We start from the raw sequence: 12,040 nt of genomic DNA, 5'->3' as shown, positions 1-12,040 counted from the left end.
GGTCGTCCCCAAGCGGCTGACCTGAATGATCGGCAGGATACAGAACGTCATCTATGGAAGCACGCGGTCCAAACACGGCAAAAACCCAATCCGTCAGAGGCGCTCGCCCACCAGGTAGGCATAGCGGAACTTGATCGAATTATTGGGACGTTGCGCGTCGATCTTCGGACCATACATCAGGTCCGCCGTCAGTATCCGACCGGCATCAGTAGCCTTCGGCACGGTACCAAGCAGATAAATATCGCGGCTCAGATAGGCCCGGGTCTCATTCGCGTCCGATTCCATGTAGTTCACTTGAACGACAAAGGCGCCATCGCCAGTTTCCATCAGTTTTGCGAGGATTTTAGTTTCGTTGTTTTCCAGCCACTTCTTTGCCCAATGGGTCAATGCATAGCTGTTCAGGGCTTCCGACCCCATGCGCAGCACAGATGCGGCGGCGCCTCCAACGGCGTTGCGAGATGAAACTTCGCGCGGGCCGGGTGCATAAGTAATGTAATCCAGTGACGGGCCTCGTCCCATACGGGTCATGGGCTCGGATACATCATTGCTGTTAAACGGCTTCATCTTCAGGCGTGAGGAAGAAACGTCGAAATCAGGCATAGCCTTCTCCTTGGATCACGATAGACGTGCTTGATACCGAAGGCTGAAGTTGCTCACGCAGCCTCACCTTGAAGACGCTATCAGAGAGCATTCGCTCGAACGGGCGTATCCGAAATATAGGCATCACGAAAAATACGGCACCGCCAAAAGGCGGTGCCGCTGCAAGAGAAAGGCGGATTACGCAGCCTTTGTGGTCGACAGATCGTAAGATGCGATCATCGGCGACTTCGGGTTGTTCTGGTCGTCGTAAGGCGTGTACTTCACTTCGATCTTGGTGAAGTTCAGCTTGATGGTTTCGACCGGACGATCACCACTGGAATCGACGGAATAATTGGCGATCAGTGTATTGGTGAGCGTGTATTCGATATAGGTATTGCCGGGATTGCCGGTGGTGACCATGTGGATCACCGCTTGCTTGCCGGTGCGGCCAGCGCAGGCTTCCTGGAACAATTTCGTGGAAGAGGAATCGCTGACCTTGGTCAGGATGACTTCGGAAATTGCGGGTTCAGAGGCTTCACGGTTGGCGGTAGAACCAGCCGTGGTGTTCATGGCGCGGCTGACGTTCCAGTGAATAGCCTCGATGTCCATCCAGTTGCGGTGCTCTTCGTGGGTCGCATCACCCTGGATACCATCGACCTTCAGATAAATCGGCATATAAATTCTCCTATATAAATTGAAATCACCTCGTTCACGGCGAGGTATGGTTCACCTTTCACTCACTGCCGCATGCGTCTGGATACCCCTTCCGACGCGGCATCCTTATCCATCGATAGACCAGAGGCATCGACGAATTCCTCGTTTCCCCCAGCGGCCCCGGCGCGAACGCCGAACCCATTTTCGTCATGAGTCACCTGAGCTTCGGTAACCTTTCCGCCGGATGTGACCAGCTCAAGGAAGAAGCTGGAAAGCGGCGGCAACAGATCCCGGCCAATCATGATTTCGATGGCGCGGGCTCCGATCTCGCTTGCAACGGCGCGCCCTATCAGCGCGTTGCGGGCCTCCTCGGACAGAACAAGCTCTGTGCCATAGGCCGAAAAAATACGCTCCCGAATACGGTCGATCTGAATATCGACGATCCGCGACAGTGCTTCCTTGCCGAGCGGCATGAAGGGCAACAGCACCGTGCGTCCAAGGAAGGCCGGCTTGAACTGTTTTTGCAGTTCGGGCATCAGCAGTGCTTCCAAAGCCTCACCTTCGGGCATAGTGTCCGGATCGAGGGCAAGTGAGGCCAGCAATTCAGAGCCGGTATTGGCCGTCATGAAAATCGTTGTGTTGCGGAAGTCGACATCGCGGCCTTCGCCGTCGCGCAACATTCCCTTGTCGAAGACCTGATAGAAAATGTCCTGGACGCCGGGATGCGCCTTGTCGATTTCGTCCAGCAACAGCACGCCATAAGGCCTGCGGCGCACGGCTTCGGTCAGCACACCGCCTTCGCCATAGCCGACATAGCCCGGAGGCGCGCCCAGCAGCATGGATACTTTGTGCTCTTCCTTGAACTCCGACATGTTGATCGTCGTCAGATGTTGGCTACCGCCATACATCAGGTCGGCCAGGGTCAGCGCGGTTTCGGTCTTGCCGGTTCCCGACATGCCGACCAGCATGAACACGGCAGGCGGGCGCCGCGGATCGGAAAGACCGGCGCGCGCCGCACGCATGGCGTCACCGATCCGTTCCAGTGCTGCATCCTGGCCAATCACCTTTTCCTTCAACCTGGTATCAAGGCTCTTTGCGCTTTCGATCTGATCGGCCAGCAATTTGCCGAGAGGAATGCCGGTCCAACGCGCCAGAACGGCGGCCACGACATTGCGATCGACCTCATGCGGTATAAGCTTTTCCTCGCCAGCCGAGGTCGGCGCCAGGGACGCTGCCCGGCGGGCAAGTCCGCGAGTGCGCAGGGGGGTGATCAATGGTGTGACGTTGACGTCAGGAGCATCCTTGGACGCCGTCGCATCACTGCCTACCGCTGCCGCTTCATCACTCACTGCAAGCGCTGCAATTTCAGCGTCATAGCGCGCTTGAAGGCTATCGATTTCCTTCGTCAGACGCTCCATTTCAGCGGTAACCGCCTGACGGCGCTCCAGCACATCCGTATCATCAGGCTCACGGGCAAGCCAGTCGGTCTCGACCGTGAGATGGGAATGCTCGCTCTTAAGAAGCAGCAATTGTTCCGGCACTGTCTGGCGCGCCAGCGAAACCGTGGCTGCGGCGGTATCGATCAGGCTGACCGCTTTGTCAGGCAATTGGCGTGCAGGCAGGAATCGCGCAGAAAGTTGCACGGCAGCAACGATAGCCTCATCACGGATCTTCACCCCATGATGGGCCATGAAGGTCTCAGCAATGCCGCGTAGCATACGGATTGCGGTTTCCTCGTCCGGCTCACGCACATGCACCGGCTGGAAGCGGCGGGTCAGTGCTGCGTCTTTTTCGAAATACTTCTTGTACTCGCTCCAAGTCGTGGCGGCGATGGTGCGCACTTCGCCACGCGCCAACGCGGGCTTGAGGATATTGGCGGCATCGCCCTGTCCGCTTGCCCCACCGGCACCGATCAAGCCATGCGCTTCATCGATAAACAGGATGATCGGTTCTGGCGAGCGTTTGACCGCTTCGATAACGCCGGTTAACCGCCGCTCAAACTCACCCTTCACGCCAGCGCCCGCCTGCAACAATGTCAGATCGAGCATCAGCAGCCGTACAGATTGCAATTTTTCCGGCACGCGTCCGGCGGCAATCTCCAGCGCCAGTGCTTCGGCAACAGCGGTCTTGCCAACGCCCGCTTCACCCACCAGGATCGGGTTATTCTGTCGCCTGCGCAACAGGATGTCGATCATCTGGCGAAGCTCGCCATCACGGCCGACGACCGGATCAAGCCGGCCCGCCCGCGCGTCCTCGGTAAGGTCATGAGTGTAAAGCCGCAGGAACTCGTCTTCGCGGGCGGAGGCCGGAGACAGCGACGATTTTGGCGTCTCGGAGATAACATCCGTCTGCAAAAGAGCTTCGAGTGCGGTTCGATCCAGCATCCTGAGCGACGGGAAGCGACCACGGGTCAAGGCTCGAAGCGATGGCTCATCGTCCATGGCCGCAAATATATCGGCAAGCGTAATCGCACGTCGTCCAGACTGGAGCGAAGCACAAATCCATGCTTCCCGACCCAAAGTCAGAATATTCTGGGATAAAGCGAGCTGACCGGACCCGGAAACGACAGTGTCATCGAGTGCATCGCCCACTTCGCGGCGAAGTGCTGCAATGGGCAGGCCCAATTGTTCCAACACAGGTTGGAAAGACGCCGCGTCCATCACGGCGGCAAGCAAATGAGCAATGTCAACCTGTCCGTGTCCGCGCCCGGCAGCTGTGGAAGCAGCCGTCTCAAGCGCGACACGCAAATTAGGCTCAAGCGATTCGATCAATCGATTGAGGTCAATATGCGACATGCAAAAAGCCTCCCCAGCAACGACCTTACCTTCGTTGGAATGAACAACTAAGGCGATTACCCCACCCTGTCCAGAGCGTCAGATAAATTTTTTAAGATATGCAAAGCCAGGCATCATCTCCGGCATCAAACAAATGACCTCAGGTTGACAAAAATATAACTGCGCCCCACATTAACAAGTAGCATATATTAGTTAATTCAAAACGGGGCTAGTCTATCGTTGATTGACAATGAATTGGCTACAGCATTAGTAGAAAATGGACCTTGCGGAATAAATATTCGCGTGGATGCCAATTATCGTGAGGTATACTATAGAATTAAGGACGCAAGAAACCAAGCAAGGACGGAAGAAAGATCTACAACACCCGGAGAGGTTATCAAAGTTTCCCAAAGCTGGAACCTTGTGAGCAATCTTGGATTGCAAATTACTTCTTCCGTTAGCAAAGATCTTGAAGTATTGGCTTGGCTTGCAGAATCCCGTTTGCGACTTGAAGGCTTTCCCGGCCTGAGTGAAGTCTATGAAGCGACAGCGTCGCTTATAGAACGACATAGCGACGAACTTCATTCGATCGATGATGAGGATATCGAGGAAAAGCTGGCTCCCTTTGCCGGATTAAACGGTTTTGGCGCCGAGGGAACATTGATTCAGCCCTTGCGCCTGTCTTCGCTTTTGCCGTTTGGAAAATTCGGGGAATTCACGCTTTGGGATTATCAACTTGCCCAGCGCAGTGATGAAACGGGTTTGCGCGATAGCCTGCATCAGGCCGCAGCCGAGGCAGGAATAGCTGCTCTCTCCGCTCATCTGGCCGAGGTCAACACATGCCTCGCCGCCTTCAATAGCTTCAATGCGCTCGTCACCCAGCGCTACGGACAGTTTGCCCCACCGGCATCCAATATCCGCAACGTGCTCGAGGAAATCATTGCAGCGATTCGCAGTCTTGGCGGACGCGACGACGCGACCTTGCCTGCCAATCAGAATGGCACCCCTTCAGGTGAAGATGGACAGGCCGCCCAACAAAATCCTGCGGCTGGCGTCGTGCAGCCCGCCGCCCGCGCAGCCGAGGGCCCTGAAGGCATTGCTTCGCGTGAAGAGGCCTTCGATCTCCTGATGAATGTCGCCCGCTATTTCCGCCGCACGGAACCGCATTCGCCGATTTCACTTTCGATTGAAACCCTGGTGCGGCGCGGACGCATGGATTTTTCCGAATTGCTGACGGAGTTGCTGCCGGAAGCACAGACCAGAAATGCCATTCTCATCGCCGCCGGCATCAAACCGGCCAAGGAGAGCGGAAACTAACACATATCGGCGGAGGCTTCGGCATTCCGCCCACAGTTTTTTCGATGCCCAGGGGGCACGCAAGGAGGGTCAGTGATGGCAAGTGTGCATGAAAAGCTCGAGCGGGTTCGCAAGCCCAGGGTCCACATCAAATACGAGGTGGAAACCGAAGGTGCGATGGTGGTCAAGGAACTGCCCTTCGTGGTGGGTGTACTCGGCGATTTCTCCGGCAACCCGACCCAGCCGCTGAAGCCGTTCAACGAGCGGAAATTCGTCCAGATCGACCGGGACAATTTCGACGATGTGATGCGCCGCATGACGCCGGGCCTGAATATCCAGGTGAAGAACACGATCGACAATGACGGCACCGACATTGGCGTCAATCTGAAGTTCGAAAGCATGGACGATTTCCTGCCGGGATCGGTGGTGCAGCAGGTGCCAGCGCTGAAAGCGCTTCTGGATGCCCGCAATGAATTGCGCGACCTGCTCAGCAAGGCGGACCGTTCCGAAGATCTTGAACGGCTTCTTGAAGACATTCTGCAGAACCGTGGTGATCTTTCAAAGCTCGTCGCCGAGCTGAAAGACCGGCCCGACAGCAACGGCCAGAGCTGACACCAGCCGGTCCAACCCAAAACTCTTTGACTGGCGGCCCTTGTGTGACGCCGCTTTGAAAGGATTGAAGAGATGAGCGCTGAAAGCGTTTTGAAGCCGAATGAACCGACCGCCGCCACCGAAGAACAGGGGCTGTTGTCGAAGGTCGTGGCCGCCACCCGTCAGACGGAGCCGGATCGCGCCCGCAACCTTTTGAGCACCCTGACGGATCAGGCGCTGAAAGGTACGGTCAAATACGACCGCAACCTGACGGTCACCTTGAACAATGCCATTGCTGAGCTGGACAAGGTGATCTCCACCCAGCTCGCCGCCATCATGCAATCGCCGGAATTTACCAAGCTGGAAGGCAGCTGGCGGGGGCTGAACTATCTGGTCAAGAATTCTGAAACCAGCGTCAACCTGAAAATCCGGGTGCTGAACGCCTCCAAGCGCGAATTGTCCAAAGACCTCGCCAAAGCAGTCGAATTTGACCAGTCGCGGCTGTTCAAGTCGATTTACGAAGACGAATTCGGCACGCCTGGCGGTGAACCGATGGGCGCTGTGGTCGGCGATTACGAATTCGATAATTCCTTCGAGGACGTCCAATTGCTTCAGGGCGTGTCCTCGATTGCCGCCGCCGCCTTCGCACCGTTTGTCTCGGCGGCAAGCCCACGGATGTTCGGCTTTGACGATTTCCGGGAATTGTCGCGGCCCCGCGATCTCGAAAAAATCTTCGAGACGGTGGAATATGCCAAATGGCGCAGCTTCCGCGAAAGCGACGATTCGCGTTTCGTCACGCTGGCCCTTCCGCGAGTGCTGGCGCGCATGCCCTACAGCCCGAAAACCAGCCAGATCGACGAGTTCGGTTTTGATGAGACCTTGGGCGAGGCAAGCGGCGAACTGCATCACGACAGCTATTGCTGGATGAATGCCGCCTATGTGATGGGGACCCGCCTCACCGAAGCCTTTGCGAAAAACGGCTGGTGCACCGCCATCCGTGGCGCAGAAAACGGCGGCAAGGTGGAAAACCTGCCCATGCATGTGTTCTCCAGCGATGATGGCGATCTCGACCTGAAATGCCCGACCGAAGTCGGCATTACCGACCGGCGCGACGCCGAACTTGGCAAGCTGGGCTTCCTGCCACTCTGCCACTACAAGAACACCGACTACGCCGTGTTCTTCGGCGCGCAAACCGCCCATAAGCCAAAACTCTATGACAAGCCCGAGGCGACGGCCAATGCCGCCGTGTCCGCCCGTCTGCCCTATATGATGGCGACCTCGCGGTTTGCCCATTATCTGAAGGTCATGGGACGCGATAAGATCGGCTCCTTCATGGAAGCAGACGATTGCGAGGTCTGGCTCAATCGCTGGATCTCCAACTACGTCAATGCAAATGACGATGCTGGCGAAGATTCGCGCGCAAAATATCCGCTGCGCGATGCCAAGGTGACGGTGCAGGAAATCCCCGGCAAACCGGGCTCCTACAATGCGGTCGCCTGGCTGCGTCCATGGTTGCAGATGGAAGAGCTGACGACTTCACTGCGCATGGTTGCCCGTATTCCATCGAAAAACTGATCTATGAGCAAAGGTCTGCGCGGGAGTTTAGCGCAGACCTCTATCGTCAACGTCATCAGGCATGCGCGTCCACCGGGGGGTATTGTGAGGACATCGTCACGGATGCTGGCAGATCGGTTGATCGCGGAAATCGACGCGGTTTTGAACCGGCAGGTGAATGCAATTCTACATCATCCCGACTTCCAGGCGATGGAAGCGCGGTGGCTTGGCCTTGACTTGCTGGTCCGCGAGGCCGGGCGCAGCGCCGAGGTAAAGATCAAGCTGATCAGCGCCAGCTGGAAAGAATTGGCGCGCAGCATGGAACGCGCCACCGATTTCGACCAGAGCCACCTTTTCGAACTAGTCTACAACCGAGAATTCGGCATGCCGGGCGGCGAACCGTTCGGGCTTCTGGTCGGCGATTATGACCTCTCTCCCGCCACCATCGACGGCGCCGATACCGTCAGTACACTTGCGCGCCTTTCAACGGTAGCAGCAGCAGCCTTTTGTCCTTTCATAGCCGGTGCATCGCCGCAGGCCATCGGGCTTGAAACCTTCCGCGAACTGAACCGAGTCTCTGATTTCTCCTGGTTGCAACAGGACAAGACGCGGCTGCGCTGGAACAGCTTGCGCGGCAGTGACGATACCCGGTTCCTGGGCCTGGTGGCACCACGCGTGCTGATGCGTCCGCCCCACAAGCCATTCTGGCGTAAGCGCAATGACGGTTTTCCGTTTCGTGAACATCTCGCCGAAACCGGGGAGACTTTGCTCTGGGGTAACAGTGCCTTCGCCTTTGCGGCGATTATTCTGCGCACCTTTATCGATTCCGGCTGGTTTGCCGATATGCGCGGCGTGACCCAGGACGAGATCGATGGCGGCATGCTGGCGCCCTGGCAATTGCCGGGCCTTGATATCGGCGTGGAAAGCGAGGGCCTGTCCGCCCAACCGCCCGTCGAGGTCAAGCTGACCCGCTCCCAGGAATTGCAGCTATCCGATCTCGGCATCGTCCCCGTTGCCACGACCTATCTTTCATCATCCGCCATTTTCAACGCCAACCAGTCACTACACGCCCCCGGCCACTATTCCAGCGAAACCGCACGGCAAAACGCCCGGCTGGCGGCCATGCTGCAATATGTGCTCTGCGCGTCACGCTTCTCCCATTATCTGAAGGTGATCATGCGCGACAATATTGGCCAGCTCAGCACCGCCAATGTCATTCAGCGGCGGCTGGAAGACTGGCTGTCGGGCTACACGCTTGGCAATGACGATGCGGATGTGACACTCAGAAGCCGTTATCCGCTGCGTTCAGCAGGCATACACGTCACGGAAATTCCTGGAAAACCCGGCGCCTTTTCCTGCACGGTCAGATTGCAGCCGCATTTCCAGCTCGATGATATCTCCACCAGTTTTCATCTTGTCGCCGAAACCTCGGGCGCTGCCGCGATGGGCGCTAGCGCCGGGCAGACGGAACCGAAAAGGATAGTTGCATGAGTACCGCCTCCCGCCGCATTGCCAGCCTGCTCGATGATGCAGATCTTGCCCAGGCCATGGATGCCGTCAAAACCGAATTGAAAACGGCGGCCAGCGACCATGACCTGCGCCATCTCTATATCGACCTGCTGATTCTGGCTGGCGATTATGAAAAGGCCGATAGCCAATGCGAACTGGCCGTCCGCTTCCAGCCGCAGGATGCCGTCGGCTTTTCACTGCTGCGCCAGCAGATCCGCGGGATGGCAGCCCGCAAAGCCTGGTTTGAAACAGGTGCCCTGCCGGATTTCCCCGGTGGCCCCACCGCCAGCGACCAGATTGCATTAAAGCTCAACCTGGCCCTGAAGGAAGGAGCGGCAAGTGAAGCCGTGGCCCTGCTTGCCGAATTGGAAGAGAGCCGGGGCACTGTGCCGATGCTATGGAATGGCGGCGCCGTTGCCGATGTCCGCGATCTCGACGACCGTATCCCCCATGCGCTTGAAGTGCTGACCACCGGCGGCGCCTATCTCTGGGTGGATTTTTCAAGGATCGCCGCGGTTACCCCGCAACCGATCCGTCGCCCCCGGGACACAGCCTTCCGCCCGGCTGAACTGACCCTGGAAAGCGGCGCCGAGGCGAGCGTGCTTCTCCCCGCCATTTATTACGGCACCGATTCCAGCCCTGCCCTGCAACTCGGCCATCAGACCGAGTGGGTGGATGCGGTGGATGGGATCGTCACCGGTCTTGGCCAGCGATGCCTGCTGGCGGGCGACGAACTGGTGTCTTTCCACGATCTTGAAAGCTTGCAATCGGATGCGACCGGCGAAAGGCAGGCTGCTCATGGTTGATCCACTACAGCGGTTTCGCGCCTCTGAACGGGTATTGAACCGATCCGTCCTGGACCGGCTGCTGGACGATACGCCGGACATGGACAGCGATCCGCAAACCAGTGTCAGCGAACAGGTGCGCGAGATGCGCGAAGTGATCCGTCGCGACCTTGAAGCGCTGTTGAACACCCGCCGCTGCCCGCAAGCACCACCGGATGGACTTGGCGAGTTGCAGGATGCGCTGGTCTCCTATGGCGTCGATGGTATTCTTTCGGCCAATCTTTCCACCGACGAATCCAAACTTCGGCTGGCAAGACTGGTGGAACGGCGCATCTCCCTGTTTGAGACCCGCCTCGCCGACGTCAAGGTCACGATCCTCAAAGGCAATACAGAGGGCGACCGCGCCTTGCGGATGCGCATCAACGGTGCATTCCGTCTTTATGACGGGATGCCGCCGGTCAGTTTCGAATCCCGCATTGACCCCTCCACCCAGGCTTTCCGCATCGAGGCGTCGAATGGCTGAGACCTTTCTGGAACGGTATAATGACGAGTTGTTCGCGCTGCGCAGGCGCGCGGAAAAATTCGCCCGCGCCTTCCCGAAAATTGCCGGGCGGTTGCGTCTGTCGGGTGATGTGGCCGACGATCCGCATGTGGAGCGGATTATCCAGAGTTTCGCCTATTCCGCCGCCCGCGTTCGCCAGAAACTGGACGATGAATTTCCGGAACTGACCGACAGCCTGCTGGAAACCCTCTACCCGCATTATCTGGCCCCAGTGCCACCGATGAGCATCGTGCAATTTGCGCCAGGCGCAACGCTGGCCGGCATGCAATTGCTGCCACGCCATACCGACATCGTCACCGAACCGGTCGGCGGCGATCCCTGCCAGTTCCGCACCACTCAGGATGTGGAAATTGTCCCGATAACGGTCAGCACCGCCAGCCTGACCGGCCTGCCGCTCGATGCGCCAGCGGCACCCTTTGCAGGTGCGGCAGGCGTATTGCGCCTGTCCCTGCGCTCCACCGCACCCAAGCAGGACAGCATGGCCGGGCTTGGCGTCAACCGCCTTACTTTTTTCATTGCCTCCGCATGGGCGCAGGCCGCCGCCCTGTTCGAACTTCTGGCCAATCACTGCATCGGCATGGCACTGGCACGCCATTCGGAGGATCGCAATGCGGTGTTTCTGCCAGCGGAAAATCTACGCCCGCTGGGGTTTGCGCCGGAACAGGCGATGCTTCCAACGGCACCGGGCAGTTTTGCCGGATACCGGCTGCTGACCGAGTTTTTCACGTTGCCGCAAAAATTTCTGTTCCTGGAAGTATCCGGCATGGATCGCTGGCAGGGCGATGATGTCGAGCTTTACATCTATCTGGACACCAGCGACGCCCGACTGGAACGGATGATTTCCGCCAGCGACATCGCCCTCAATGCCACCCCGGTCATCAATCTATTCCGGCAAAGCTCGGAACCGCTGACCCTGGATGGCAGCCGCACGGAATATTCGCTGCTGCCCGACAGCCGCCGCCAAACCACCCGGGAAATCTACATGGTCGAACAGGTACGTCTTTCGGCGCCTTCCGGCGAAGAACAGGATGCCCGGCCGTTTTTCGGAAGCAGCCAGCGTGGCGCCAATAGCAGTGTGTTCTGGCAGGCGGTTCGCCGGTTCGATGAGGATGACGGATCATCAGACACCCAGATCGCCTTCGTTGATCGCAATCGCGGCCCGCTTGAGCCGACCGGGCTGACGGCCAGCGTCGAGACCCTATGCCTGAACAGAGACCTGGCCAGCCAATTGCCTTTCGGCGGTGGCCATCCACACCTTCAATTGGTCAAGCGCAGCGAAAGCGTAGCCGAGATCAAGGCGCTTTTACCGCCGACGCCCGCCATTCGTATCCATGAAAAACTGGCGCGCCAATGGCGGCTGGTCTCCCATCTTCTGCTCAACCATCTGTCACTGTTCGACAATGACGGTTCAGCGCTGAAGGATATTCTTTCGCTCTATGCGCTGCGCGATGCACCGGAAACGCGTCAGCTCGTCGAGGCTATCAGCCGCGTCGAGGCAAAACATGCGCTCGCCCGGCTTGGCCCCGCCATGGTGCCAGGCACCGATGTCACTATCGAATTTGACCCGGCTATGATCGACCGGGCAGCCGCCTTCATCTTCGGCAGCATCATCGATCATTTCTGCGGGCTCTATACCTCGGTCAACAGTTTCACCCGGCTGACCCTGACCATGCGCGGCCAGTCCGAGCCAATTGTCCGCTGGCCCGCCCGGGCCGCCGAGCGGCCTTTGCTGTAGG

10 protein-coding genes are annotated in these 12,040 nt (G+C 58.1%); 7 read left to right on the top strand and 3 right to left on the bottom strand.

Annotated elements, in window-relative coordinates; translation table 11 throughout:
- Positions 1 to 93: 93 nt before the first annotated feature.
- The 3 genes from G6L01_RS22165 to tssH form a co-directional block, all read right to left on the bottom strand.
- Positions 94 to 600 (bottom strand): hypothetical protein, encoded by a 507-nt coding sequence (locus G6L01_RS22165; protein ID WP_070163237.1) that lies wholly within the window; start codon positions 598 to 600, stop codon positions 94 to 96.
- A 177-nt stretch (positions 601 to 777) separates the two neighbouring features.
- Positions 778 to 1,254, bottom strand: coding sequence for an Hcp family type VI secretion system effector (locus G6L01_RS22160; protein ID WP_012654308.1), 477 nt, complete (start codon positions 1,252 to 1,254; stop codon positions 778 to 780).
- Positions 1,255 to 1,316: 62 nt separating this feature from the next.
- Entirely contained in the window at positions 1,317 to 4,028 is a 2,712-nt protein-coding gene (tssH, locus tag G6L01_RS22155) for a type VI secretion system ATPase TssH (RefSeq protein ID WP_070163236.1), read from the bottom strand.
- 219 nt (positions 4,029 to 4,247) lie between these two features.
- Between tssH and tssA the strand changes: the two genes are divergently transcribed.
- The 7 genes from tssA to tssF all read left to right on the top strand — a co-directional run bounded on the left by tssA (position 4,248) and on the right by tssF (position 12,039).
- Positions 4,248 to 5,324, top strand: a complete 1,077-nt coding sequence (gene tssA / locus G6L01_RS22150; RefSeq protein WP_081343931.1) for a type VI secretion system protein TssA — start codon at positions 4,248 to 4,250, stop codon at positions 5,322 to 5,324.
- A gap of 75 nt (positions 5,325 to 5,399) precedes the next feature.
- Positions 5,400 to 5,915, top strand: coding sequence for a type VI secretion system contractile sheath small subunit (tssB, locus tag G6L01_RS22145; RefSeq protein ID WP_060716153.1), 516 nt, complete (start codon positions 5,400 to 5,402; stop codon positions 5,913 to 5,915).
- Between the two features lie 72 nt (positions 5,916 to 5,987).
- A complete protein-coding gene (gene tssC, locus G6L01_RS22140) occupies positions 5,988 to 7,469 on the top strand; it encodes a type VI secretion system contractile sheath large subunit (RefSeq protein WP_012654304.1) in 1,482 nt (493 codons plus the stop codon).
- A gap of 81 nt (positions 7,470 to 7,550) precedes the next feature.
- The gene (tssC, locus tag G6L01_RS22135; protein ID WP_427832967.1) at positions 7,551 to 8,939 is read left to right on the top strand and encodes a type VI secretion system contractile sheath large subunit; all 1,389 of its coding nucleotides are present in this window, start codon (positions 7,551 to 7,553) and stop codon (positions 8,937 to 8,939) included.
- Positions 8,936 to 9,763 (top strand): type VI secretion system accessory protein TagJ, encoded by an 828-nt coding sequence (locus G6L01_RS22130; RefSeq protein WP_070163234.1) that lies wholly within the window; start codon positions 8,936 to 8,938, stop codon positions 9,761 to 9,763. The genes tssC (G6L01_RS22135) and G6L01_RS22130 overlap by 4 nt, the downstream gene beginning before the upstream one ends.
- Positions 9,756 to 10,265, top strand: coding sequence for a type VI secretion system baseplate subunit TssE (tssE, locus tag G6L01_RS22125; RefSeq protein WP_070163486.1), 510 nt, complete (start codon positions 9,756 to 9,758; stop codon positions 10,263 to 10,265). The genes G6L01_RS22130 and tssE overlap by 8 nt, the downstream gene beginning before the upstream one ends.
- Positions 10,258 to 12,039 (top strand): type VI secretion system baseplate subunit TssF, encoded by a 1,782-nt coding sequence (gene tssF / locus G6L01_RS22120; RefSeq protein ID WP_070163233.1) that lies wholly within the window; start codon positions 10,258 to 10,260, stop codon positions 12,037 to 12,039. Before tssE ends, tssF begins: the two co-directional genes overlap by 8 nt.
- Position 12,040: the final 1 nt, after the last annotated feature.

Source organism: Agrobacterium vitis (assembly GCF_013337045.2).
GTDB classification, from domain to species: domain Bacteria; phylum Pseudomonadota; class Alphaproteobacteria; order Rhizobiales; family Rhizobiaceae; genus Allorhizobium; species Allorhizobium vitis_B.
Note: the sequence above shows the minus strand (reverse complement) of the source record. Positions and strands in the feature narration are given on the sequence as shown.

Coding starts and splice junctions, on each gene's coding strand:
- G6L01_RS22160 (WP_012654308.1), bottom strand. CDS start 1,254: ATGCCGATTTATCTGAAGGTCGATGGTATCCAGGGTGATGCGACCCAC.
- G6L01_RS22165 (WP_070163237.1), bottom strand. CDS start 600: ATGCCTGATTTCGACGTTTCTTCCTCACGCCTGAAGATGAAGCCGTTT.
- tssF (WP_070163233.1), top strand. CDS start 10,258: ATGGCTGAGACCTTTCTGGAACGGTATAATGACGAGTTGTTCGCGCTG.
- tssC (WP_012654304.1), top strand. CDS start 5,988: ATGAGCGCTGAAAGCGTTTTGAAGCCGAATGAACCGACCGCCGCCACC.
- tssB (WP_060716153.1), top strand. CDS start 5,400: ATGGCAAGTGTGCATGAAAAGCTCGAGCGGGTTCGCAAGCCCAGGGTC.
- tssH (WP_070163236.1), bottom strand. CDS start 4,028: ATGTCGCATATTGACCTCAATCGATTGATCGAATCGCTTGAGCCTAAT.
- tssE (WP_070163486.1), top strand. CDS start 9,756: ATGGTTGATCCACTACAGCGGTTTCGCGCCTCTGAACGGGTATTGAAC.
- G6L01_RS22130 (WP_070163234.1), top strand. CDS start 8,936: ATGAGTACCGCCTCCCGCCGCATTGCCAGCCTGCTCGATGATGCAGAT.